At 44.7% G+C, this 23,862-nt stretch carries 24 protein-coding genes; 20 read left to right on the top strand and 4 right to left on the bottom strand.

Features of this window, described 5'->3' with window-relative positions; all coding sequences use genetic code 11:
- Positions 1-124 precede the first annotated feature (124 nt).
- Positions 125-1,015, bottom strand: coding sequence for a cation diffusion facilitator family transporter (locus HQN88_RS06235; protein WP_173109356.1), 891 nt, complete (start codon positions 1,013-1,015; stop codon positions 125-127).
- A 211-nt stretch (positions 1,016-1,226) separates the two neighbouring features.
- Here HQN88_RS06235 and HQN88_RS06230 point away from each other — a divergent pair, with 211 nt between their 5' ends.
- Together HQN88_RS06230 and HQN88_RS06225 are read left to right on the top strand one after the other, a co-directional pair.
- Positions 1,227-1,490: an HPr family phosphocarrier protein gene (locus HQN88_RS06230; protein ID WP_173109355.1), complete on the top strand. Its 264-nt coding sequence runs from the start codon at positions 1,227-1,229 to the stop codon at positions 1,488-1,490.
- Between the two features lie 148 nt (positions 1,491-1,638).
- On the top strand, positions 1,639-2,676 hold the full coding sequence (locus HQN88_RS06225; protein ID WP_173109354.1) for a Gfo/Idh/MocA family protein: 1,038 nt from the start codon (positions 1,639-1,641) through the stop codon (positions 2,674-2,676).
- A 409-nt stretch (positions 2,677-3,085) separates the two neighbouring features.
- Here the strand turns inward: HQN88_RS06225 and HQN88_RS06220 are convergent, their stop codons facing one another.
- A complete protein-coding gene (locus HQN88_RS06220) occupies positions 3,086-3,985 on the bottom strand; it encodes a YitT family protein (protein WP_173109353.1) in 900 nt (299 codons plus the stop codon).
- A 39-nt stretch (positions 3,986-4,024) separates the two neighbouring features.
- On the bottom strand, positions 4,025-4,387 hold the full coding sequence (locus HQN88_RS06215) for a hypothetical protein (RefSeq protein ID WP_173109352.1): 363 nt from the start codon (positions 4,385-4,387) through the stop codon (positions 4,025-4,027).
- 180 nt (positions 4,388-4,567) lie between these two features.
- On the opposite strand from HQN88_RS06215, the gene HQN88_RS06210 reads away from it, so the two are divergent.
- From HQN88_RS06210 to HQN88_RS06185, 6 genes are all read left to right on the top strand, one after another.
- Entirely contained in the window at positions 4,568-5,617 is a 1,050-nt protein-coding gene (locus HQN88_RS06210; RefSeq protein WP_173109351.1) for a YheC/YheD family protein, read from the top strand.
- A 56-nt stretch (positions 5,618-5,673) separates the two neighbouring features.
- The gene (locus tag HQN88_RS06205; RefSeq protein ID WP_173109350.1) at positions 5,674-5,865 is read left to right on the top strand and encodes a hypothetical protein; all 192 of its coding nucleotides are present in this window, start codon (positions 5,674-5,676) and stop codon (positions 5,863-5,865) included.
- A gap of 228 nt (positions 5,866-6,093) precedes the next feature.
- Positions 6,094-6,402: a hypothetical protein gene (locus HQN88_RS06200; protein ID WP_056621264.1), complete on the top strand. Its 309-nt coding sequence runs from the start codon at positions 6,094-6,096 to the stop codon at positions 6,400-6,402.
- Between the two features lie 15 nt (positions 6,403-6,417).
- Positions 6,418-6,897 carry a hypothetical protein gene (locus HQN88_RS06195; RefSeq protein ID WP_173109349.1) on the top strand — a complete coding sequence of 160 codons (480 nt, stop codon included), beginning with the start codon at positions 6,418-6,420 and terminating at the stop codon, positions 6,895-6,897.
- A gap of 1,175 nt (positions 6,898-8,072) precedes the next feature.
- A complete protein-coding gene (gene hisA, locus HQN88_RS06190) occupies positions 8,073-8,834 on the top strand; it encodes a phosphoribosylformimino-5-aminoimidazole carboxamide ribotide isomerase (protein ID WP_173109348.1) in 762 nt (253 codons plus the stop codon).
- 30 nt (positions 8,835-8,864) lie between these two features.
- Positions 8,865-10,238 (top strand): PDZ domain-containing protein, encoded by a 1,374-nt coding sequence (locus tag HQN88_RS06185; protein ID WP_173109347.1) that lies wholly within the window; start codon positions 8,865-8,867, stop codon positions 10,236-10,238.
- Between the two features lie 10 nt (positions 10,239-10,248).
- On the opposite strand, the gene HQN88_RS06180 is transcribed toward HQN88_RS06185, so the two are convergent.
- Positions 10,249-11,127, bottom strand: a complete 879-nt coding sequence (locus tag HQN88_RS06180; RefSeq protein WP_246320059.1) for an alpha/beta hydrolase — start codon at positions 11,125-11,127, stop codon at positions 10,249-10,251.
- A 114-nt stretch (positions 11,128-11,241) separates the two neighbouring features.
- On the opposite strand from HQN88_RS06180, the gene HQN88_RS06175 reads away from it, so the two are divergent.
- The 12 genes from HQN88_RS06175 to HQN88_RS06120 all read left to right on the top strand — a co-directional run bounded on the left by HQN88_RS06175 (position 11,242) and on the right by HQN88_RS06120 (position 23,815).
- Positions 11,242-12,774, top strand: a complete 1,533-nt coding sequence (locus HQN88_RS06175) for a tetratricopeptide repeat protein (RefSeq protein ID WP_246320058.1) — start codon at positions 11,242-11,244, stop codon at positions 12,772-12,774.
- A 103-nt stretch (positions 12,775-12,877) separates the two neighbouring features.
- Positions 12,878-13,783 carry an S-layer homology domain-containing protein gene (locus tag HQN88_RS06170; protein ID WP_173109345.1) on the top strand — a complete coding sequence of 302 codons (906 nt, stop codon included), beginning with the start codon at positions 12,878-12,880 and terminating at the stop codon, positions 13,781-13,783.
- Between the two features lie 133 nt (positions 13,784-13,916).
- Positions 13,917-14,093, top strand: coding sequence for a hypothetical protein (locus HQN88_RS06165; protein WP_173109344.1), 177 nt, complete (start codon positions 13,917-13,919; stop codon positions 14,091-14,093).
- 91 nt (positions 14,094-14,184) lie between these two features.
- Positions 14,185-14,967 (top strand): alpha/beta fold hydrolase, encoded by a 783-nt coding sequence (locus HQN88_RS06160; RefSeq protein ID WP_173109343.1) that lies wholly within the window; start codon positions 14,185-14,187, stop codon positions 14,965-14,967.
- Positions 14,968-15,185: 218 nt separating this feature from the next.
- Complete coding sequence (locus tag HQN88_RS06155; protein WP_173109342.1) at positions 15,186-16,094, top strand: Gfo/Idh/MocA family protein; 909 nt, start codon at positions 15,186-15,188, stop codon at positions 16,092-16,094.
- 34 nt (positions 16,095-16,128) lie between these two features.
- Complete coding sequence (locus tag HQN88_RS06150; RefSeq protein ID WP_173109341.1) at positions 16,129-17,115, top strand: Gfo/Idh/MocA family protein; 987 nt, start codon at positions 16,129-16,131, stop codon at positions 17,113-17,115.
- A 198-nt stretch (positions 17,116-17,313) separates the two neighbouring features.
- Positions 17,314-17,622, top strand: a complete 309-nt coding sequence (locus HQN88_RS06145; protein ID WP_246320057.1) for a zinc ribbon domain-containing protein — start codon at positions 17,314-17,316, stop codon at positions 17,620-17,622.
- Between the two features lie 6 nt (positions 17,623-17,628).
- The gene (locus HQN88_RS06140; RefSeq protein WP_173109340.1) at positions 17,629-18,210 is read left to right on the top strand and encodes a histidine phosphatase family protein; all 582 of its coding nucleotides are present in this window, start codon (positions 17,629-17,631) and stop codon (positions 18,208-18,210) included.
- A gap of 128 nt (positions 18,211-18,338) precedes the next feature.
- On the top strand, positions 18,339-20,117 hold the full coding sequence (locus HQN88_RS06135; RefSeq protein ID WP_173109339.1) for a sensor histidine kinase: 1,779 nt from the start codon (positions 18,339-18,341) through the stop codon (positions 20,115-20,117).
- A complete protein-coding gene (locus tag HQN88_RS06130) occupies positions 20,092-21,699 on the top strand; it encodes a response regulator transcription factor (protein ID WP_173109338.1) in 1,608 nt (535 codons plus the stop codon). Before HQN88_RS06135 ends, HQN88_RS06130 begins: the two co-directional genes overlap by 26 nt.
- A 173-nt stretch (positions 21,700-21,872) precedes the next feature.
- Entirely contained in the window at positions 21,873-22,829 is a 957-nt protein-coding gene (locus HQN88_RS06125) for an ABC transporter permease (RefSeq protein WP_173109337.1), read from the top strand.
- A gap of 11 nt (positions 22,830-22,840) precedes the next feature.
- Entirely contained in the window at positions 22,841-23,815 is a 975-nt protein-coding gene (locus tag HQN88_RS06120) for a carbohydrate ABC transporter permease (protein WP_173109336.1), read from the top strand.
- The last annotated feature ends 47 nt before the right edge of the window (positions 23,816-23,862 follow it).

The following is a 23,862-nucleotide window of genomic DNA, read 5'->3' as shown; positions in this document are numbered from 1 at the left end:
AGGAAGTTTTAACATCATATTTTAAAGTTAAATCGAAATATCGGGGGAATTTTGCATAAATAGATGTACATTTTACAGGTAATAGAAATTTTGAGGGGCGAGAGCCCCTCTTCGAACAACGGGATTAGTTTTCGTACCACGGATTCAAATGGATCAGAACCTCATCTACGTCACTATGCTGATCCATGATGGATTTCTTGATGGCACGCGAGATGTCATGGCCTTGTTGAATGGTAAGCTCGCCTGGTACTGAAATGCGCGCATCTACCAGAATATAATGACCGTGCTCTCTCGCACGTACGCGATCAATACGTTTCACGCCTGGAACCGCTTCGATCAACGCAGTGTATTGCGAAAGCATGTGTTGATCGACGGTTTTTTCCATGAGGATATCGAAGGATTCTTTGGCCATTTCGATGCCTAACCTCAAAACTAAGAGGGAGACAATGACCCCGGCCGCTGCATCGCCATAGGCTAACCAATGAATGTCATAAGCTTTACCGACGAATGCCAAACCAATACCCACAACAGCCGCAAGTGAGGCATACACATCAGCTAAATGATCGTGAGCCGTCGCGATTAAGCTTTTGCTGTTCGTACTGCGCCCGATCCGCACGGTGTATACATAAAGTAGATATTTCCATACGACCGATACAGCTGAAGCGATCAAAGCGATTAAACTTGGCGCACTCGGCTCATGAAATAATGCAGCAACGGCATGATACCCGATATAAAGTGCGGCTGTTACAAGGATGAAAGCAACAAAGCCCGAGCCAAGTACTTCCGCTTTACCATGGCCATAGGGATGATCTTCATCTGCGGGGAGCTTGGAAATCCGCATGGCACTTAGTGCGGCAATAGTTGCAATAATGTCGCCTGCGTTATGGACACCGTCTGCCAAAAGTACTTCACTGTGAAAAATGAGACCAATGATAATTTTGATAATCGTTAATAAAATGTTACTGATGAGGGAGAGCCATATGGCCCAAACGGATGACTTGTTGTTGACGTGCATGAATGATGACCTCCTGCAGAAGTGTTTCCCGAAGGAAAAAAAATCCCTCGACCTAAGGTCGGGGGATTGGGCTGAATTTTTTATATAAATCTACTAAGCTATCAAAATTAGTCATATTCAACACTTCACTTTTCACAAATATCTTTGTATAATACCACACATAATGAGAAATCACAAACCTCCAAATGACTTGGAAAGGAAGTCGAGTGGCATGCGCGTACATGAATTTAAGGTTACAAAAGATCTAGAGCGAAGCGATTTATCTGGCATTTCTGTGAAATCATCTCATTTTATTTCAGATATCACGCTCGACTTTCAGTTTGATGAGAAGCACCATAAGGTTGATGTAAAAAGTGTATTAGGCATGCTGCTAGTCCCCATCAAGGCAGGCACAACACTGCGATTGCTCACGAGAGGGAAAGATGAGGAAGAGGCGATGCATTTTATTTTTGATTTATTTCGGATCTTTTGTTAACTGCTTGTTCGTATGCGCTTTCAGAAGCACAAAATGGGACTGTTTTGCGACAAGATTGGATAGAGCGATGTCACGATAAAAGCGGTAGAATAGCAGATATAATCAGTGTGGAAACACGCTAGTAAAGGCTGTTGGAGGTCATTTATCGATGAGTAGTTATCGCGTGGTTGTTGTAGGATGTGGCGGTATGGCCAATGTATGGGTTGAAAATATGAAACAAAGACACGATTGCGAAATCGTTGCGCTTGTTGATATTAAAGCGGAGTTCGCGCAAGCGATGGCTGAGCGTCATGGGCTGGCTTGTGGTGTGTATACGGATGTTGAAACAGCGATTCGTGACAATGAGGCCAATCTGGTACTGGATATTACGATACCTGCGAGTCATTTCCAAGTTGCAACAACAGCGCTTCGCCATGGTTGCGATGTACTCGGTGAGAAGCCGATGGCAGCTACGATGGACGAGGCTAGGGAGCTTATTCAAAGGGCAGATGAAACTGGGAAATCGCTAGCTGTTATGCAAAATCGTCGGTATGACGCGAATATTCGCGCATTCCGCGAGTTGGTCCAATCCGGTACGATTGGTCGTGTAGGATATGTTGGTGCGGACTTCTTTCTGGGGCCGCATTTTGGGGGCTTTCGCGATGCGATGGAAAGTCCGCTCATTCTAGATATGGCGATCCATACGTTCGATCAGGCTCGTTTTATTACTGGGGCAGACCCCGTTTCGGTGTACTGCCAGGAATGGAACCCGCCCGGCTCCTGGTACGCCGGGAATGCCTCCGCGATCTGCATCTACGAGATGTCAGACGGCTCTGTGTTCTGCTACCGCGGCTCCTGGTGCGCGGAAGGTGCGCCGACCTCCTGGGAGGCGGCTTGGCGCGTGACGGGCGAGCAGGGCACCGCTCTGTGGGACGGAGCGGGTGCTCCGTACGCGGAGGTCGTAGCTGCCGGCACTGATGGCGACGGCAAGTTCCTTCGGGAGTTCACGCGCGTGGACGCGAACGTGAACTGGTCTGGTCGCAGCGGCCATGCCGGTTGCTTGGACGAGATGTTCGCGGCGCTGGCCGAAGGCCGCCGCGCGGAGACCGACTGCCGCGACAATATCAAGAGTATGGCGATGGTTTTGGGCGCACTGGACAGCGCGAAGCTGGGACAGAAGGTCGACCTGCGCTCGTATTGGAGCTAAGCTGCGTACATACATGATAAAAAAGCCAACAATTCACACTACGTGTGGGATTGTTGGCTTTTATGTGTGCAGCAGGTTAGTTAAAGTAAAAGGAATATCAGGTTGGAGTAGCAGGCCAGTCAAAGTAGCTAACAGGTCAGATACTCCCGCCCGCTCAGCAGCTATTTCAAGTACAGCCGACCCAACTAAATGGAAAAAATACAGCTAATTTCGCTCCATCCAGCTGAAAAAACACTTTAGATGGATTTCCTACAGGTAATTATGCCAATTTCGATGTTTTCGAAGGTATCGAGGCGAATTAGCTACATGAAATCCAGTTATTTGTTATTATCGCAAGATATGCTTGAAATTAGCTGTATGAAATCCAGTTATTCGCTAACGCTAGGCTCGACTATCACCGAATTCCCGATTAATGAATATCCTTCTTCTTAAACCTGCCACCTTTAACATCATGGATATTCCCGATGGCTAGGAAAGCCTTGGGATCCAAGTCGTCGACAATGGATTTGAGCTTCGCTTCTTCAAGTCGAGTAATGACGCTGAAGATGACCTTTTTATCATCCCCCGTAAAAGCGCCTTCGCCTTTGAGGTACGTGACGCCACGTCCTAGCCGATTCGTAATCGAATCGCCAATTTTCACATACTCATCGCTGATAATCCAAACCGATTTGGATTGATCAAGACCTTCAATCGTGATATCAATCATTTTATAAGCAATAAAATAGGCAATCAGAGAATACATCGCATGATCCCAACCGAAGACAAAGCCTGCGCTGGCAAGAATGAACAAATTGAAGAACATGACAATTTCGCCTACCGAGAAGGCGCTCTTTTTACTAAATAAAATAGCTACAATTTCGGTGCCGTCTAGCGATCCTCCTGATCGAATAACGAGCCCAACGCCAATCCCAAGGATAATCCCGCCGAATACAGCAGCTAACAAGGGATCCAAGGTGATGGCTTTAACAGGGTGAAGTAAAGATGTGCCAATCGACATGACAATAACCGAGAAGGTTGTTGATATTGCAAAGGTTTTGCCAATTTGCTTATATCCGAGTAAGACGAAAGGTAGGTTAAGCAGAACTAGAAATATACCGAGTGGGATGCCAGATAAATGTGATGCAATGATGGAAATCCCTACAATACCACCATCAATAATATGGTTTGGAACTAAGAAAGTTTCTAAACCAATGGATACGAGCGCGGCACCAATGATCATAAAAAGGATTCTGCGTGCAAATTTCAATCGTGTCAATTTTTGATGTTGTGCATGTGCATGTGCTTGAGCCTGAGCTTGTGAATTAGCCATGAAAGTTTCCTCTTTTCCTCAATCATTCAATTTCGTTACTTATGAGTAAGAAGGAATGAGGCCCGTATAACGTGAGGTGAATTTGAGGAAAGCAAGTAGAATAACTTTCAGCTTTTTCCAGATGATTTGTGTCAAAAAAACGATGAATACAACAAATACAGTTATTTCATAATGCTTGTGAAACTGGTCATGCAGGTGAATTTTATTTTCGTAAACATGAATGAATTCCTTAGTAGGCGGTTGCTGTTGACTAGTCAAGACCTGAGTGGTATTGGCTGAAATGAGAACATCGGTATCGGCTGCTGCATGATAGGATATTGGGGGTGTTAATGGGAAGACGAAAAGTCCGAGAATCAGCCAGACCATGATTGTCCAACAGCATCTGCGTGTTAAAGGGTTCACGGGCCATCCCCTCCAGACAATATGAATCCAAATTTGCTTGAATTGTAGCACTTCATTTCCAAGTAGTCAAACTCCAGAGTGTGATAAAGCAGTTGTCACGATTTCCTTATGTGAATTTGGACCATTTATGCCAATTGTGCATACAATAGTAGGATGAATCCAAGCAGGAGAGGTGTAATTGTGAGCAATGTGATTGGCATTCTCCTTGATCGTAAAACCTATCTCGGCATCCAACGGAAACAAACGGGCTATGAGCATATCGATTACTATAATCAAGCTGCAATTGAGCTTGGGATGATCCCATTTTACATGTGCTTAAAACATATAAATAGAAAATCAGCGCTTGGCTTGAGTTTTGAGAATAAGAATTACACGTTGAAACGGTTGCCAATTCCCAAGGTCATTCATAATCGAGCAATGACTCTTTCCCCAGCTTCACAACAGAAATTAAAAGCTATTGCGAAGATAAGCCAAGTTTTTAATGGTCAAAATAGACATGATAAGCTTCAAATTCATCGCTTGTTACGTGCGAGTGCGAATAGCTCTGCATTTCTTCCTCATGCCATGAAGTATTCACGTGAAAATCTAATTAATGCGATGAACCGAGAGGACTCCTTTTTTGTGAAGCCTACCAATGGCTCTGTGGGGAAAGGGGTACTTAAAGTTGCAGCGATGCCAGATCGGGTATGGCAAGTCTGGTGGAGTAATCAATTACCGAGGCAGCTAGCCGAACAGCAAACGATTGATTTCATAAATGGGAAAGTCAATGGCCAATCCTATTTGATTCAGAGAGCAATCGCACTATCCAAGTATGAAGGACGTCCTTATGACTTAAGAGTATCGGTACAACGTGGTGCTAAAGGAGAATGGGGAGTTACGGGGATCGCTGGAAAGGTCGCCGCAGATGGACGTCATGTCACGAATTTGGCTAAGGGCGGTGAAGCTGTGCGCTGTGAGAAGTTGTTCCTTAGCAACGGATTTGATCCTATAGTCAAAAGAAAACAGGTTGAAGATGCAGCGCTTCAAATCGCAGAGAGCTTAAGTCAGCAAATTCCATCAATCTCGGATGTTGGAATGGATATTGGGATTGATCATCAAGGTGCGATATGGTTAATCGAAGTGAATGGCCGAGATCAGCGATATCAATATAAGCATTTGAATTTGAATAAGACTTTTTATCGTACTTATGAAACACCGATGCTTTATGCCAAATATTTACTGAGCAAATGAGTTCAATTAGACGCAAATCATATAGTAAACCTGTGTGGAAAAGGTGGAGTGGGGATGTGAGTGAGCGTGTTCTCATCATTAAAATGAATTTATTGCCATGGTATAACGAGCTTGACGATCGTTTGGAGGTTTATCATCCAACCTTTCCCGAAGCGGTTCGTCAACGAATCTCGACGTTTGGCGAGTTTCGAATCATCTCGATTAATCGTCTTCAGACGCGGATACGACGAATTCCGGAAAAAGCTTAATGCCATTTGTGCGTAGAAATGAGGTAAATGTGGCATAATTAGTATAGAAGCAATACCCGTAGAGGCAGGGAAATACCTGCTTCTTTTTGTGTACAGAAAATGAATTTGGCTTTAGTGTTGCTTCATACCCCTATAAACAAGTAAAATAGAAGTGAAGCATTATTCGTTCGATGTAGGCTTTTACCCACAAGCAAATACAGGGTGTACAGGAAAAGGGGACATTTAAAAGTGAACGTTCATTTAAATTTTACAAACAAGGGCAAAGTGGTAATTGAAAATTTCAATAATGAGGAGCTCATTGAAATTTTTAGTCGTTATATTAACACGTTAACGAAGAAGTACGCAGTTGATATTACGGTGCCTGCTGAAGCAAATCAGAATATCGTCCAAGATGGTTCATTTAAGGTTGTTCTTTCGAATGTACAATGTGATGTTGAGACTTTTTTCAAAGAGCTTGGGCGAGATATTAAAGTGCCTCTGAAGAAGCGCGCAGATGGTAAGCTTGAGAACGTGTTTAAAATTCAAGTGATTGATTAAGTTACGGGGGCTTGTATGCTTAGTTTAGACGAGAAGTTAGCAATAGCAGCATCCTTCCCGGAACTTGCGCGTAAGGATGTTTCACTGGGACGAATTAATTTTCATTATCTAGAAAGTGACTATGAGAAGACAACTGTTCTTTATCATCTTCACCCGAATGGAAATGGATTCGTGTATGCCGAATACATCCCAGGTTGTACGGTGGATGCCAAAGGTTTAATTAATATTCGGGATTATAGTGAAGACGAGCTTCGTGAAATCATTGCGAAGTCGATTCAGTCTTTAACTCGCAGCGGTAGTCCTAAGATTTCGAAGGTCGAGGAAGTCCAAAACCCTCAAGAAGAGATTTGGGTGGATGAAGATGGCAACACGTTGAGTGTAACTTTCGTGGAAGATTTATGGTATATCTACGCAGGAGAAAACCTCGATTGTGCCTTTGAGACGTATGAAGAAGTACAAGAGTATTTGGAAGAAGAAGGTTTCGATAAGAAGTAACTTTAGTAGAGTGATATGTTGAATCAGATGGATCAGCCCTCCTTGGAGGGCTTTTTTGTGTAATTTAGCATGTATAAAATTCAAAGATCAGGCTCCTCTTTCTGAGTGAGTCCACCGGCCACGCACCCTAGCGCACAAAAGTTGTGCGCAAGGCCGAAGAAAGGGCCGGCCACAACGCTAGCGCACAAAAATTGTGCGCAAGGCCGAAGAAAGAGCCGGCCGCCGCACGCTAGCGCACAAAAGTTGTGCGCAAAGCCGAAGAAAGGGCCGGCCACCGCACGCTAGCGCACAAAAATTGTGCGCAAGGCCGAAGAAAGGGCCGGCCACCGCACGCTAGCGCACAAAAATTGTGCGCAAGGCCGAAGAAAAGTCCAGCCGCCGCACGCTAGCGCACAAAAATTGTGCGCAAGGCTGAAGAAAGGGCCGGCCACGCACGCTAGCGCACAAAAATTGTGCGCAAGGCCGAAGAAAAGGCCGGCCTCGCACGCTAGCGCACAAAAATTGTGCGCAAGGCCGAAGAAAGGGCCGGGCACCGCACGCTAGCGCACAAAAGTTGTGCGCAAGGCCGAAGAAAAGGCCGGCCACGCACGCTAGCGCACAAAAGTTGTGCGCAAGGCCGAAGAAAAGGCCGGCCTCGCACGCTAGCGCACAAAAATTGTGCGGAAGGCCGAAGAAAGGGCCGGCCACGCACACTAGCGCACAAAAATTGTGCGCAAGGCTGAAGAAAGGGCCGGCCACGCACGCTAGCGCACAAAAATTGTGCGCAAGACCGAAGAAAGGGCCGGCCACCGCACGCTAGCGCACAAAAGTTGTGCGCAAGGCCGAAGAAAGGGCCAGCCGCCGCACGCTAGCGCACAAAAGTTGTGCGCAAGACCGAAGAAAGCGCCGACCGCCGCACGCTAGCGCACAAAAGTTGTGCGCAAGACCGAAGAAAGCGCCGACCGCCGCACGCTAGCGCACAAAAATTGTGCGCAAAGCTGAAGAAAGGGCCGGCCGCCGCACGCTAGCGCACAAAAATTGTGCGCAAGGCCGAAGAAAGGGCCGGCCACGCACGCTAGCGCACAAAAGTTGCGCGCAAGGTCAGCTTGCATCGGTACGTTCAAGCAGCTATTTTATGTTATAATAGATGGAAAATCGTTCAAGTATTACGAATGTCAAAGGGGAAACATAACGTCATGAAATTTAGACCATGCATCGATTTACATAACGGAAAAGTGAAACAAATCGTCGGTGAAACCTTAGGTGACGAGGGGAAAGCTGTTGTTGAGAATTTCGTGTCTTCGTATGACTCCGCTTATTACGCGGATATGTTCAAAAGAGATCGTTTAACCGGCGGGCACGTTATCATGCTAGGCGATGGGAACAAGGAAGAGGCTATAAAAGCACTTGCGGCATATCCTGGAGGACTGCAAATTGGCGGCGGCATACATGCGGAGAACGCTAGCTTTTACCTGGAGCAAGGGGCATCACACGTCATTGTAACGTCATATATCTTCCGCGATGGTCAGCTGAATATGGATAATCTTACGCGGATCGTAGAAGCGATTGGTAAAGAGAAATTAGTTATTGATCTTAGCTGCAAAGAAAAAGATGGCAAGTGGTATGTAGCAACGAATCAATGGAAACAGTTAAGTGATGTGGAATTAAATCAAGAGTCGATACGGTTCTTTGAACAGTATTGCGATGAATTTCTAATACATGCGGTTGATGTAGAAGGGAAACAGAGTGGTATTCAACAAAGTCTCGTAAGTTCATTAGCTGCGTGGGTCACAATTCCAACTACCTATGCAGGCGGTGCTAGATCATTTGAGGATTTGGCGTTATTTCGACAGCTTTCCCAAGGGAAGTTAGACATTACGGTCGGCAGTGCCCTTGATATTTTCGGTGGAAAGCTCTCGTATGATGAAGTTGTGGAGCAGTTAAGCAACCCCGTGTAGCGTTAGTTTTTCGCAAAAAGGATGTGTGCGATGGCACTTTGGCACAAGCTGTATGTGTGGGGAATTGTCATTATTCTCCTGTTAATTATGATTGGAGAACTGGTCTGGCTGCCAGATCCGTTACGATGGGGGACTCGCTTTTATTGGATAGATGTTATTGATGGGCTGATTTACGCGATTGCCATTGTTCCTTTGATCTGGATGGCAGCTGCACTCCTGCATCTTGCGCAGCCGCAAACACGGAGGATGAAGGTATTTCGTGCCCTAATTGCTTTCGTATGTTTACTTAGTGCTATTCTCGTCGTTTCCATACCCAAAAAGCTGGAGTTCTCTGCTTCCGCTATGATTCTTAGTCTGTTGCTTGTCGCAACGGATATCGTCCTGCACGAAAAAGAGAAACGCAGGGTGCCACGCCAAAGTATAATCGTGTTTGGTGTGACACTGGCTCTCTTGCTTGTGATGCTTTGGCCAACACAATATTTGGTGACATATCCAGGAATCACCCTCAATATGAACCGGTATGCACAAGCCGAAGGCGGCTCCAAGCATGGTGATATTTCGGGTGTTCTTATTTTCGAACGTCCGGCGTTTCCTATGGACTGGGTGTATGCGAAGCTTTTTAAAGATTATACGTTTGAGAAGATTGAAACGCTAGGGATGTCGCTCGGCGAATATAATCAGGAAGTTCGTACGATGAAGGAAGATGCAAACGCCGCGGGTAGTGCGATCGCTTTTCATAAAGTAGGGTTAGGCAAAGGCATCCTCTCAGAAGGTGTTCGGATTACGGCCGTTTTGCAAAATACGAAAGCCGCTGAGGTGCTGCAGCCAAGCGATGTCATCATCGCACTGAATGGAAAGCCGATTACGATGACTCTGGAGTTAAGCGAGCAGATGAAGGCGATTAAACCAGGTGATTCGATTAAACTGACAGTGGTCCGTAATAAAGCGAAGGTCGAATTGACGGTAGCTACGCGTGCAAGTACTGACGATCCAGCTCGTGCCTCCATCGGAATCATGATTGCCAATGAGCTCCAATACGATATCCCTGATCTAGTGACATATCATAACTATTTATTGCACGAAGGTGGACCTTCCCATGGAGCGATGTTGGCATTAACACTAATTGACCAGCTTACACCATGCGGTGTGACATATGGTCATCACGTTGCAGGGACAGGAACGATTGAACCGGATGGCTCCGTCGGCCCTGTCGGCGGGCTCGTTCAGAAAGCCTACACCGTGAGCCGTACGAATGCGGACGTGTTTTTCGTTCCTGTGGCGAATGAAGCAGATGCGCGAAAAGGTGCCGGTGAGCTACTTATCGTACCGGTGCGAACATTAGATGATATATTAGATTGGTTAAAAGCTAATCCCAAAGCGGGCGCACCCGCTTGTTCATCCTAATTCGTTCGAATCAGTCTCGAGCCGCTTCATAAAGCTTGCTGGCTACCAGCCGGGGCTCATATTGTGGAGTCGTCATATGATCGCCATGCAGTTGAATGAATCGGAAAAGGCCGAGCCTGCTTGACATGTGAGGATGCCAACCATAGTTGGGGTCGCCAAACGGGATCACATTATCTTCCATGAGATGTACGTAACTTTTGGGAATCGGAAGGCTGTAAAATTTCTTGAGATCCAACTTTTCGAATAAAGGACCTATAGGTTCGGGTAAAGCCGTTTTGTACATCTGTTTGGCTTGGTTGAGACTTGCCAGATTGGTGAATGCTTCTCTGAAAAAGTCAAAAGGAAGCGTAATGGTATTGTTTTTGGAGCTTGCACCCAGCTGCTTGAATTGTTCTACGACTTGTGGCGGCAACTCGTCAGCAAGCGTTTCGCCATCTTTGAGGACAAAAGCATTGAGAAAAACAAGTCGCTTCAAGCGATCGGGTACTAACTCCGCTACTTTTTGGATCACGGATCCTCCAAAACTATGGCCAACAAGGACGACGTTATGAAGTTTATGTGAAATGATGAAATCCGCAACTGATTTGCTTATCATCGCATGGGTCACATTTTTATTCGGGTCAGCGCCATGTCCTGGAAACTCGGGGACGTAGACGGTATGACCTTTTTTGCTTAACTCAGAAGCAATGCCGGCCCAGAAGCTGGTATCCGCCCATGAACCATGGACAAGGACGAACGTAAGTGGCTGCTCTTTGGCACGATAAGAGGAATCATCCTCTTGGATCCAAGGGGTTGGCATATAGGGCCAGTTCGTAGGCATGGGATTGGATGGATAAGGTGATGGCCATGAAGGGCCTGGATTCTGATAATTCTCGTTAAAATAAGTCATTGTGTTCTTCCTCTCGCGTAGTGATATATTACTATATGCCCAGATGACATTTGTGCGATTGGAAATTGAATTGGAAGGGAATTGGATCACAGAATGACGCATAAGGAGCAAGAAATGTATCGATTTAGTGAAGCGCCTATATGGGAGCTGCAACGTGCCTATTACGAGGAACAGGGTATTACGGCTTGGCAGAGCGGAGAAGTGCCGCAGTACATAACAAGTAATCGGGTAATGGCTATTTCTTATGCGGAAATGTTATTTGGTTTCTTGCAGGATCGAGCAAGAATCGGGCAGCTGACAGAACGTGTGATTATCCTTGAGATAGGAGCGGGCTCTGGTCAGTTCGCTTTTTATGTATTACAGGAATTAACGAAGCTTACACAAATGGCTAGACTACCACTGCCTCCGTTTCGATATGTGATGAGCGATTTGGCAGAGAAGAACGTTGCATTCTGGCGGCAACATGCTTGCTTAACGCCATTCGTGGAGCAAGGTGTGTTGGACTTTGCGAAATTCGATGCGGTGCAGGATAAAGAAATATACTTACAGCATGCCGGTGAACGCATTGGATCGGGTGATCTGGCGCAGCCGTTAGTTATTTTGGCGAATTACTTTTTTGACAGTCTGCCACAGGAATTAATCTATGTCGAAGATGGGCACATGTACGATTGTCGGATTTCATTGCAATTTCCGGAAGGTGCACATGAACTTAGCGTTTCCCAGCAGTTGAAAGAGGTTGTAGCGAGCTATCATTACCATCGAGAACATAGGTATGATGACGATTCGTACCCTTATCGAGAGTTGTTAGATGTGTATCGAGGGCATATTTCAGATTCACACATTCTTATACCTGAAGTAAGTTTGGCCTGTTTAAAGCGGTTGAAAGCATTATCTCAGGAAGGTTTCCTGTTGCTCACGGCTGATAAAGGCGATCATCGCTTAGAAAGCTGGGAATATAACGAACCTCCGAAGCTCATACATCACGGCAGCATTTCATTAACGGCGAATTATCATGCGATTAGCTATGTATGCGAAGCGCAGGGGGCAAAAGCGCTATTCACGAAGCATCCTTATACCTACTTAAACATCGGATGTATGCTCAATCTTTCTGAACCTAACCAGTATGGTCTAACAAGATTAGCGTATGATAGGTTTGTGGAGCGATTCGGTCCTGACGATTTTTTCAATCTAAAGGAAGTCTTCGACACGCAGTTGGAGCAGAAGACGATGCCTCAGTTGTTAGCCTTGTGGCGCTTGAGCGGCTACGATACGCAGTTTCTGCTGCCCTGTACGAAACGTCTAATTGAACTGATTCCAGATAGTAAGGACCATGAATGGATTGCGCTTCAGCAAGGAATTCATCACATGTGGGCACATTATTATCCAATGGATGGTAACTCGGATGTTGCCCTAGCTTGTGGAATTCTCTTATATCAAATGGACATGTATCAAGACGCAATCCCTTACTTTGAACGAACTCAGCCGAGGCTTGAGAATGATGCGACTGTTCTCTATGAAATGGCGGTGTGCTACTATGAGTTGGGACAGGATGATGCGGCTAAGCGATATGTAGATCGCACGCTTTCGCAATCCCCAGAACATGAGGAAGCGATTGCCTTACAGGCGCTATTAATTTCATTGCTTTAACAAAATGACGTAAGCTGCAACAATCTCAGTGCTCCTGACGTTAGGAAAGTATCCATAACCAATAAGGTACTAAATACCAACCGAAAATGAGAGGAGCACTAGTATGAAAAAAATAGCAGCATTCAGTTTAACCCTTCTTTTGGGCAGTAGTTTGACATTTGGTTCCGCATACGCATTCTCAGACTTAGAAGAGGGACAAGCAACAGCCGTTCTAGCACTAAAAGATCGAGGTATTGTGAGTGGTTTTGATAATGAGCATTTTGTGCCGAAGGGTAAAATCAGCTATGCACAAAGTGTTCAAATGATCGTCAAAGGTCTGAATCTTAACTTGGATAATTTGCGATTTATTAAGCAACCCTTAGCATCTGATAGCTATTCGAATATCCCGAATGATGCTTGGTATGCAGATGCGTTCATTATTGCGCATTACCACAACCTGGACATCCCGAAGGATGTGAATCCGAATGCAACGATTACTCGCGAACAATTCGGGAATCTATTGGTTAAAGCGCTTGAAACCAAGGGTCAATTTCCATTAGTGAAAATGTATATCCAAATCAAAGATGAAGATCAGCTTACCGTGGATTATCAAGGTACGATTCAAAGGTTATTGCTATATAAAATTACCGCTCTGGATGGGAATGGCAACTTCAATCCCAAAAGTGAGCTAACAAGAGGAGAAGCCGCGACTTGGCTGTACAATGCCATTCGTGTGCTAGAGGCGCATGTGCAGAAACCACCACAAGTAGAAGAAGTCACAGTATCGATTGAAAAAGTGAACGATGATGTGAACAAAGTGACACTTTCCAGAGGTATCAAGCCGAATCCTGGCTATGGTATTAGCATTGATAGCATCCAGTTTGAATCGGGTGGTCAAGCGATTGTGAAGTATTCGTTGACAGAGCCGCAACCTGACATGATGTACGCACAAGTCATGACAGAAGCAAAGGCAGAAACCTATGTGTCTTCGAAGTATGAAGTGAAGGCTGAACTAAGCGGACTAAAATAAGAGGTTCAAATGCTGCCATCTTTCAATGATGGCAGCATTTTTTTGTGCTTTTAACCCCCTGTATTCGAACTGTGCAAGCTCGTACTCTCTCACATAGGATATAGCATCCTCTAATAGACGGGTGGTGAGAGATATGAAAACAATCAACTATTACACATTAGCGCTAGGTTTATTAGGTGCGGCCAAACTGATTTTGGATGCATTTGGCATGGATATTATTACAGATGAAACAGCGAATGCCATTGCTAATGGTGTTGCTGCGCTTCTTTCTGTCATTGGGGTCTACACGAATCATCAGAAAGAGGAATAATTCTGCACAAAGCTAAGCACATTGACACCGATATTTGCCTAGTTGAATATCGTATTGGACAGAAGTGATTTCCATAACGGAGGCGTCAAACTTGGGATACTATGTTCAAGTGGAAAATGGTGTGAAATTATTTATCGAAGATGTAAATCCAAAAGGGACGAAGACCATCCTGTTTATTCATGGGTGGCCTTTGTCGCATACACAATTCGAGTATCAGTTTAATGTGCTTCCAGGTTTGGGGTATCGCTGTATTGGTATGGATTGGCGTGGATTCGGACAATCGGATAAACCGATGGACGGCTATACGTACGATCGTCTCGCAGATGACTTGCATGCCGTGATTCAGGCGTTAAAGCTGGAAGGGATTACACTTGCAGGACATTCAACAGGCGGAGCTATCGCGATCCGTTATATGGCCAGACATCACGGCCAAGGTGTAGCGAAGCTTGTGCTGATTGACGCCGCTGCCCCAACCGGCTTAACGAACGAAGCGGCAGCGAAATTTTTGCAAGCGAACGCCAACGATCGCGCTAATATGCTGCAAAATGTAACGGATACATTCTTCTTTCAGTATATCACGGAGCGATTCTCAGATTGGTTCTTTCAAATGGGCTTACAAGCAGCCAGCTGGTCAACCGCGGCAGTCATTCGATTGTTGAGAGATGAGAATGTGGCAGGAGATCTAGGTCGAATTGAAGTATCTACTTTGATTGTTCACGGGATTCATGACAAAGTAATTCCTTACCAACAAGCGGTCGAGATAAATAAACGAATTCCAAATTCGCAGCTTATCCCGTTTCATTACAGCGGGCATGGTGGATTCTGGGAGGAAAGAGATCGCTTTAATTACGTACTTACACAATTTATTGGTTGATGCTGAGTGTGATCAGCAATGGCAAATGAGATATAGCTTCCCTAATGGGGGGGCTTATTTTTCATGTTAAGCACTGATGTGAAATATCTTTATAGTCTATTAAAAGACTTGTCTCTTATGTGGAAGTTCATTATGATGAAAGTGAAGAGATACTGGATCAAGCGGATCACAGATTAACGTACAAATTCATTTATTCTGTATTGGAGGTTGTTCCATTTATGAATCAGTCTACATTTCGAATCGGTATCATTGGCATTGATTCCTCGCATGCACCTACATTTACACATTTGTTAAATGATAAGGATCATCCTTTTCATGTTGCTGGCGGTAAGGTCACCATTGCTTATCCTGGTGGTTCTCCTGATTTTGAGATGAGTTATTCCCGGATTGAAAAGTTTACTGCTCAGCTTCGCGAAGGAGGAGTTGAAATTGTCGACTCACCAGAAGAAGTAGCAGCGAATTGCGATGGCATTCTGATGACATCCGTGGATGGCCGAATTCATTTGGAGCAGTTCCGCCGTGTAGCGTCCTATCGTCGGCCTATTTTTATCGATAAACCTATGACCGTATCTTCTGCCGAAGCTAGTGAAATTTTCGCTATCGCGCAAGAAAATAATATTCCTATCATGAGTTGCTCCTCGTTAAGATACGCAGAGGAGTTGACGATAGCCTTAGAAGAATCAGATACTACTAGTAACATTATTGGGATGGACTGCTACGGTCCTCTGGCGTTACAACCGACACAGCCTGGGCTGTTTTGGTATGGTGTGCATACGGTTGAAATGCTTTTTAGAGCGCTTGGCAAGGGCTGTCTTCACGTGACTGCTGCTACAACAGAAGATCATGATCTGATAACTGGCGTATGGGACAATGGCGTTATTGGTACCATACGTGGCAATCGTAGGGGCAACGGACAATTTGGTGCACTTCTGCATCGAGAATCACATACGCAATTTGTTGATGTCAACAAACACCCGAAACCGTACTATGCGAGTCTCTTGGAGAAAATTATGACAATGTTTGGGAGTGCAACTCCAGATATCGATCAGGAAGAGACACTACAAATCATTCGTTTTATGGAAGCGGCTAATGAGAGTCGGGAAACAGGACTAACAGTGAACTTATAGTAGTAATTGTGTAGGAGTTAAGGAGAGGATTACAATGATGGAAAAAGCAGAATTAAAGGTAGCTGTTCTAGGAGCTGGGGCTATAGCTGGTCAGCATTTTGATGCGATTCGCAGTACGGATGGGTTTGTAGCTTGTGCTGTTGCGGATATTCAACTAGAGAGAGCCGAAGCTATTGCAGTGACCTACGGTATTAGAGCTTATAGTGATTATAAAGAGCTTATTCGGCAAGAACGACCGGATGTTGTGGTCATTGCGCTGCCACATTTTCTACATAGAGAGACGGCTATTTTCGCTGCTGAGCATGGTTGCCATTTGATGCTGGAGAAGCCAATGGCCCTGAACGTTGCAGAATGTGATGACATTATGGATGCCGCGAACAAAGCGGATATTCGCATCTTAATCGGACATACACAGCATTATATGGCTGAGAATATTTATGCTAAGAAGATCATTGAAAGTGGCGAGCTAGGTGAGATTGTCATGATTAATGATGTCCGGCATCTGAATTACTTCCAAGATGTAAGGCCGCAATGGTTTCTGGAAAAAGATAAATCAGGTGGAGGCATCCTTGCTAATTTAGGCACACATTCGATCGATAAGATTCAATGGTTGATGGACAGTTCTGTACGCAAAGTAAGCGCCGCAGTAAGTCATCATGGCAAACGAGGAAATGTTGAAGGAAGCGGCATCATCTATATGGAGCTAGCTTCGGGGCTGCCCGCGTCAATTGCCCAGTCTGGCTATCCAGGGGCTACTCGGAATGAAACAGAAATCATTGGTACATTAGGGATGTTGAAGCTGGCTACTGGAGTAAGTTTATGGATCAGTCGTGGCGGTGTGTATGAACAGGTGGACGTGCCACCAATGGATACTCCTTTCCAGTTACAGTATAAGGATCTGTTAATCGCAATTGAGGCGAAAAGTGAAACGAGTTGTCCACCCGAATATGCGCGAGGCGTCATAGCCGCGCTTGAGGCTGTATATCGATCAGCCGAAACTGGCGTGGAACAATTTCTATAGGAAGAAATGAGAAATAGCTGGAAGTTTTCCAGCTATTTTTTGTCATTTTCGACGAAGGGAAGGGAAATGAACATACATATGGAATAGTAAAAGATGTTCCTGAGAGGAGACTAACCATGATAGAATGTCCTTGGTGTCATGAACAAGTACAGTTGGTTGAGGATGTTTGTCCTGCTTGCAAGCAGGATCACGTACCATTTGAATTCAAATGGAGAAGAAAGTGATGTTGAAGCTTTAACCGAATATGAAGAGTCTGACACGCTAAGTCTGGAAGAGCGGATTTCTAACCAATACAAGTGCTGCAAATGTAAGCACACAGAGTGTCAGATCAAAGAAATAGCGATGACGGGGACAGGTTTAAGTAAAATGTTCGATATTCAGCATCAACATTTCTTAGCGGTCTCTTGCTTGCATTGTGGATACGTAGACATGTATGATCCGAATGTGTTACAAGGTAAGAAAGCGGGCTCATTAGGTACGATACTAGATGTATTATTTGGAGGATGAAATTGGATGACAGTTATTGGACTCATACGACACGGGTTAACAGATTGGAACACGGAACGACGCATACAAGGACAAACGGATGTTCCACTCAATGAACTTGGTCGCAAACAAGCTGACTTATTATCCCAACGAATGAAAGATGAGGATTGGGATATTCTCTATGCTAGCGATTTAGGGCGTGCTCGTGAAACAGCAGCATACATTGGCAATGTGAAGCAACTGGAAGTTTACACGGATCAGCGATTAAGAGAAATGTATTGCGGTGAGATTGAAGGGACAACACTGGAGGAACGTGTGGCAAAATGGGGAGAAGACTGGTCCAAATTGGATTTAGGGGTCGAAACCCATCAACAAATTGCGGCTCGCGGTGTGAGTTTCATCCAAGAAGTGATCGAGAGGCATCCGAATCAGAAGGTCTTAATCGTTAGTCATGGTGCCTTACTTAGTCTGACTCTAATGGATTTGATTCCACATGAAGATATTGAGGAACATTTGCATAACACTTCGGTTACGAAAATTCGTCACAATGAGAGCCGTTGGGAATGCTTACAATACAATTGTATAGCGCATTTAGATGGTTTTGAATAAGTATTCTAGTGGAATAGTACTTGACGTTGAACCTGAAGTGCGTGTTATGATCATATCGAAGAAAGTAAGGTGCTCATGACGGGGTGCCTTATTTTTATATCCTGATGTTCATGGCGGGTGGAAATGAAATGAAAAAACCAACTCTTCGTATCGGTTTGATCCGCAGCTTCTTAGTGATTATTACACCTTTGATCCTGTTTTTGTATTATGAAAACTACTACGCCATTAGAATTGTTCGAGAGGAAGTGTCGCAATCTACCAGTAATGTACTCGCGATACATATTACACAGATTGATCGCACGCTAGAGGAAATCACGCACTATTTATTGCGCCAGATTGTTTCACCTGATTTCCAATCTGCCTATCTTGATATGGCCTCATATCCAGAGACGAATGGGAAATATACGTTGGCCAAGATCAAAATTCATAACGAAATCACGGCCGGCAGCAGCGCGTTCGAAAATTTCTATTCATTCTTCGCTTATTCCGTCGACAAAGAAGATTTTATATTCTCTCGTTCCTCCTACACGGATACGAACAATCTGAGGGAGATGTTGGGCGCGTACTTGAAAAAGCGGGAGGATGGACAAACATTCGGGAACTGGATGGTACTTGAGCAAGGGGATAGAAATTATTTGGTCCGCTTGGCGCAAGCGAATAGCGGTGTCTATATCGGCGCTGTTATCTTGTTAGAGGATTTGATTAGACCTCTGCGCGGATTAGACTATGGTGAACGTTGGGAGGCGATACTACTGGATACGGCGGGACAAACGTTAACTAAATCGGTGATGTCACCGGAAACGATGACAGCGGTTAACCGTAAGCTAATTGCTAACCCGCAAGCCTTTCAAGTTTTTGAAAACCCAGTTGACCATAAGGATTACCTGCTTGTCAGTACGGCTTTTCAACAGGCACCACTTAGCCTGGCTGCGATGATCCCTGAAAAATCGTTGCTGCAGCGACTGCCTTTTTTTCAACGAGTCATCTATCTCATTCCGCTTGGTGTCATCATTATCTTTTTCTTCTACTCTCATTATTTGCGTAAAATGCTGTTCGGTCCCATGAATTCCTTGATTATGGGGATGCGGCGTGTCGTGAAAGGGGATCTGGAAATCGGCGTAAAGGAAGCAGAGACAGAAGAGCTGAATTTTCTGATTACAACTTTTAATCACATGATTTCTCAGATTAGCCACTTGAAAATTAACGTTTACGAAGAGATGCTGAAAGCGCAGCAATCGGAATTTAAGCATTTACAAGCACAGATTAATCCTCATTTTTATTTAAACTCCCTGAATATTATTAATAGTCTTTCTACGCTTGGGGAGAATGATCTGATTAAGAAGATGACGGAGCATCTTGCCGATTATTTCCGATTTATTACGAGATCGCACAGGGATACGATTACGTTGGATGAAGAAGTGCGGCACATACGCAACTATTTGGAAATTCAAATGCTTCGTTTTCCAGAGAAAATTACGTATCAGATTGAGCTATCAGAGCCTCTCACTCGCATATCGATACTTCCGCTGATGATTCAGCCATTTGTGGAAAATGCAGTGATTCACGGGATGGAAGAGGGGAGTAAAACTTTTCACATCGAGATTTCTGCGGGAATCTGTCAAGAAGTTCCCAACTGTATCGAAATTCTTATTCGCGATAATGGCGTAGGTTTTAGCCCGTCGATCTTATCAACATTTAATGACAAGATGTTTGGAGACGGCACGGGGACGCATATGGGCATCTGGAATGTATACCGAAGAATGCGGATGGCGTTTGGGGATCAAGCAGAGGTTTCCTTTTTGCAAGCTGAACCGAATGGTGCCGTTGTACGTCTGATTATTCCGGCAATTGGTGCTTTTCATGAAATGGAGGATGAGGAAAATGGCAAAGTTGATGATCGTCGATGATGAGGTCTACGTGCTGCGTGCCATGATGAGGTCTGTCGATTTTGCGGCACTTGGCTTTGAAGAAGTGTATCAGGTCATGGGTGGTAAAGAAGCAATGGAAATATTGAAAGCGCATTCCATCGATCTAATCATTTGCGATATTGAAATGCCTGGCATGAGCGGACTGGAGCTTATTGCCTGGGTGAATGATCACTATCCCGAAGTGGAAACGATTTTTTTAACTGGACATGCGGAATTCTCCTATGCAAAAAAAGCCGTGCAATTAGGAAGTTTCGAATATTTACTGAAGCCTGTCAAAACGGAAGAGCTCGTCTCCACGGTGAACAAGGCGATTGACAAAATCAATGAAAACAAAAATGCATCGCAAATGGTGGAAACGAGCAAGAAATACCGCAATTTGTGGGAACGGCAGAAATCAGTTGTCGTTGAGCGCTATTGGCAGAATCTATTGTCAGGTCGAATTATTCCTGATGCGAGTAATTTGCAAGCGGTCAATTTGCCTGTAAGAACAGATTCTCAAATCTTGCCCATTCTTATCAGTATTGAGCAATGGCATAAGGAATTCAGCTTACGCGATGAGGACACGTTGGAGTATGCGATTCGCAACGCAGCGTCCGAGCTGCTTCTAGGCGGGTTCGCTGGGGACATTATTAAAGATGAGAATGGGATTCTCTTTGCGCTTGTCTATGAATCATCCGCACGGTCGTCCCATATAGAGCAATTGTCAGAGGCATGCCGCACGTTCGCTGATGCTTGCAGTCGGTACTTTTACTGTACGGTTTCCTGCTATATCGGGCACTTGGTTCCGTTCCCAGAGCTTACCGAGGTGTACCATCGTTTAATCGAGATGGAGCAGGAGAATTTGTCTAATCCCCTGTCTGTTCAGCAGCTAGATCAATCGGAGCGCTCTAACCATGCTAGCAAGCATCCGTTCGTCATCCCATGGTCGGATTGGGTCATTCTTTTTGAAACAGGCAATAAAACAGAGCTCTTAAAGCGGTTAGATCAATTATTTGCCGGGATGCAGGAAGGTGGTGCGGATACGGAGTCGGCAAGTGCACTGTATCATGCCCTCGTGTATATGATCTATCACGTTGCACATAAGAACGGTTTTTCGGTGAAAGAGTGGTCAGGACTTCGCGAACGAAGCGGGGAATTACATGCCATTCGTTCAATTTCTCAATTGAAAACGTGGGCAGAGAAATTAATCGATACGGGCTCACGTTATCTGGATTTGCAACGCAATGAAAGCTCTCAGATTATTGAGAAGACAAAGCTATTTATTAAATCCAACTTAAAAGACGTGACTCGGGAGAAGGCTGCCGCTTACATTTACTTGAATTCCGCTTATCTGTCACGCATATTTAAAAGGGAAACAGGTCAATCTCTGATAGACTTTATCATTAACGCGAAAATGGATCGGGCAAAAATACTGTTGACTGAATCGAGTCTGAAAACGGTTGATATCTGCGAGGAGATTGGCTACGAGAATTACTCGCATTTTGGACAAGCGTTTAAGAAGAAGGTAGGCATCTCGCCCGTGGAATTCCGTAAACGATTCCAAAACCTAGAATTGAAATAAGGCAAGCGTTTATAGAAAGTTTGGCATGATGCCAGACTTTTTTTGTTTTCGTGAAATGTGTTTGGATCAAAGCAGTCATAAAATCGAGATAAGAGTCACGCTACCCGATAGAGAGAGACAGAAAACGACAGTATACTAGGAGTATAGGAATTAAGTGAAAGGTGTGACATCACATGAAAAGCAATAACATTAATCTAAAGTCACAAAACATGTTCGTGCGATTCTTGCGAAACGTGAGGAAAGACAAGGCGCTGCTTATGTTGCTTGTGCCTGGCGTCCTGTATCTAATCTTAAACAACTACTTGCCCATGTTCGGTGTCGTAATTGCTTTCAAACACATCGACTACTCCAAGGGGATTCTCGGCAGCGACTGGGTTGGATTCGATAACTTCAAGTTTCTGTTCAGTACGAAGGAAGTTTGGATCATTACGCGAAACACGGTGCTGTATAATGCGTTGTTTATTTTGCTCCATCTCGTGATTCCGGTGGGATTTGCCATTGCGCTGAATGAAATGAGAGTGCGGCTCGCAGTACGATTTTATCAAAGCGTCATGTTTCTTCCTTACTTCTTGTCCATGATCGTCATTAGTTATCTGGTGTATTCTTTGCTAAACAGCGAGTACGGATTTATTAACAAAACAGTGCTGGAGCCACTTGGTTTTCCAGCAGTATCGTGGTACAGCGAGGTAAAGTATTGGCCGTATATTCTCCCGCTAGTGAACATATGGAAGTCTGTCGGCTACTACAGTATCGTATATTTGGCGGCGATCATCGGTATTGATAACGAGTACTACGAAGCAGCGCACATCGATGGTGCAAGCAAATGGCAGCAGATTACTCGCATTACGATTCCGCTCATTCGTCCCGTGCTCATTATTTTGATGTTATTGCAGGTCGGTAAAATTTTCAATGCGGATTTTGGATTATTCTATCAGGTACCTCTTGACTCGGGGGCGCTCTACTCAGCCACACAGGTTATTGATACGTATGTGTATCGCGCACTTCTCACTTTGGGAGACATCGGGATGTCCTCGGCAGCTGGTTTATATCAAGCTTCGGTAGGATTTGTACTAGTGCTAACAACGAATTACGTGGTGCGTAAAATGGATAAAGAAAATGCATTGTTCTAGGAGGAGCCGAAATGAAAGAATCTGTTCAGAAGTTGACTGTAGCCTCGCAAGCTCCCCCGCAGGGTAGCAAACTATCGCTGATAAGGCGGAAGCACGAAATCAATTCCATTAAAAAACCGACTGAAATTGTTTTGCATCTATTCTTCCTGCTGTTCTCGGCTGCCTGCATTTTTCCAGTGCTCGTTGTGTTGGGCGTTTCGCTGACGGATCAGGATACGATTTACCTGTATGGCTATAATGTCATTCCGCGTGTCTTCAGCTTGGCTGCCTATGAGTATCTCATGCGTGATATCGGTCCAATCCTCAATTCGTACATGATTACGATCTTCGTAACGGTATTCGGAACGATCATAGCGCTCACGATCACAGCTTTGGTCGCTTATCCGTTATCCCGGCAAGATTTTTCTTTTCGAAATTTCTTCTCTTTCTTCGTCTTCTTCACGATGATTTTCGGCGGCGGGTTGGTTCCTTGGTATCTCGTGTATACCAACTTCATTGATTTGCGGGACACAATTTGGGCCTTAATTATTCCGAACCATTTGCTAGGTGCTTTCTACGTAATTATTATGAGGACTTTTTTTACGACTAGCATTCATCCATCCATCCTAGAGTCAGCCAAGATCGACGGAGCTGGCGAGATTCGAATTTTTACACAAATCGTTCTGCCGTTATCGCTGCCAGTGCTGGCGACCATCGGTTTGTTCTATACATTAGGCTACTGGAACGATTGGTTTAATTCCTTGGTGTTTTTAAATTCGGATAAGTTGGTTTCCATTCAATATTTGATGTATAAAGCTTTGCGAAACTTGCAATATTTAACTACCATTGCTGTGGACAGCGGAGTAGGCGATCAGGCTGCCAAACTTCCAAGTGAAACGGCACGGATGGCGATGGCGATCATCGGGATGGGGCCCATCGTGTTGGCGTATCCTTTTTTTCAGAAATATTTCGTGAAAGGTTTAACAGTTGGCGCTGTGAAAGGGTAGGCTTCATCCGGTAATCACACCGGTCGAGCATATAGCATGTTAGAATG

Source organism: Paenibacillus qinlingensis, from assembly GCF_013204845.1.
In the GTDB taxonomy this organism is placed as follows: Bacteria; Bacillota; Bacilli; order Paenibacillales; family NBRC-103111; genus Paenibacillus_E; species Paenibacillus_E qinlingensis.
The sequence above is the reverse complement of the archived record's forward strand: the minus strand, read 5'-3'. Positions and strand labels throughout refer to the sequence as shown.

What these genes read in the sequence shown, in the direction of transcription:
- HQN88_RS06195 (WP_173109349.1), top strand. Translation starts at nt 6,418, where the DNA reads ATGCTTAGTTTAGACGAGAAGTTAGCAATAGCAGCATCCTTCCCGGAA.
- HQN88_RS06165 (WP_173109344.1), top strand. Translation starts at nt 13,917, where the DNA reads ATGAAAACAATCAACTATTACACATTAGCGCTAGGTTTATTAGGTGCG.
- HQN88_RS06150 (WP_173109341.1), top strand. Translation starts at nt 16,129, where the DNA reads ATGATGGAAAAAGCAGAATTAAAGGTAGCTGTTCTAGGAGCTGGGGCT.
- HQN88_RS06155 (WP_173109342.1), top strand. Translation starts at nt 15,186, where the DNA reads ATGAATCAGTCTACATTTCGAATCGGTATCATTGGCATTGATTCCTCG.
- HQN88_RS06225 (WP_173109354.1), top strand. Translation starts at nt 1,639, where the DNA reads ATGAGTAGTTATCGCGTGGTTGTTGTAGGATGTGGCGGTATGGCCAAT.
- HQN88_RS06135 (WP_173109339.1), top strand. Translation starts at nt 18,339, where the DNA reads ATGAAAAAACCAACTCTTCGTATCGGTTTGATCCGCAGCTTCTTAGTG.
- HQN88_RS06230 (WP_173109355.1), top strand. Translation starts at nt 1,227, where the DNA reads ATGCGCGTACATGAATTTAAGGTTACAAAAGATCTAGAGCGAAGCGAT.
- hisA (WP_173109348.1), top strand. Translation starts at nt 8,073, where the DNA reads ATGAAATTTAGACCATGCATCGATTTACATAACGGAAAAGTGAAACAA.
- HQN88_RS06130 (WP_173109338.1), top strand. Translation starts at nt 20,092, where the DNA reads ATGGCAAAGTTGATGATCGTCGATGATGAGGTCTACGTGCTGCGTGCC.
- HQN88_RS06180 (WP_246320059.1), bottom strand. Translation starts at nt 11,127, where the DNA reads ATGACTTATTTTAACGAGAATTATCAGAATCCAGGCCCTTCATGGCCA.
- HQN88_RS06140 (WP_173109340.1), top strand. Translation starts at nt 17,629, where the DNA reads ATGACAGTTATTGGACTCATACGACACGGGTTAACAGATTGGAACACG.
- HQN88_RS06220 (WP_173109353.1), bottom strand. Translation starts at nt 3,985, where the DNA reads ATGGCTAATTCACAAGCTCAGGCTCAAGCACATGCACATGCACAACAT.
- HQN88_RS06125 (WP_173109337.1), top strand. Translation starts at nt 21,873, where the DNA reads ATGAAAAGCAATAACATTAATCTAAAGTCACAAAACATGTTCGTGCGA.
- HQN88_RS06175 (WP_246320058.1), top strand. Translation starts at nt 11,242, where the DNA reads ATGTATCGATTTAGTGAAGCGCCTATATGGGAGCTGCAACGTGCCTAT.
- HQN88_RS06185 (WP_173109347.1), top strand. Translation starts at nt 8,865, where the DNA reads ATGGCACTTTGGCACAAGCTGTATGTGTGGGGAATTGTCATTATTCTC.
- HQN88_RS06120 (WP_173109336.1), top strand. Translation starts at nt 22,841, where the DNA reads ATGAAAGAATCTGTTCAGAAGTTGACTGTAGCCTCGCAAGCTCCCCCG.
- HQN88_RS06235 (WP_173109356.1), bottom strand. Translation starts at nt 1,015, where the DNA reads ATGCACGTCAACAACAAGTCATCCGTTTGGGCCATATGGCTCTCCCTC.
- HQN88_RS06170 (WP_173109345.1), top strand. Translation starts at nt 12,878, where the DNA reads ATGAAAAAAATAGCAGCATTCAGTTTAACCCTTCTTTTGGGCAGTAGT.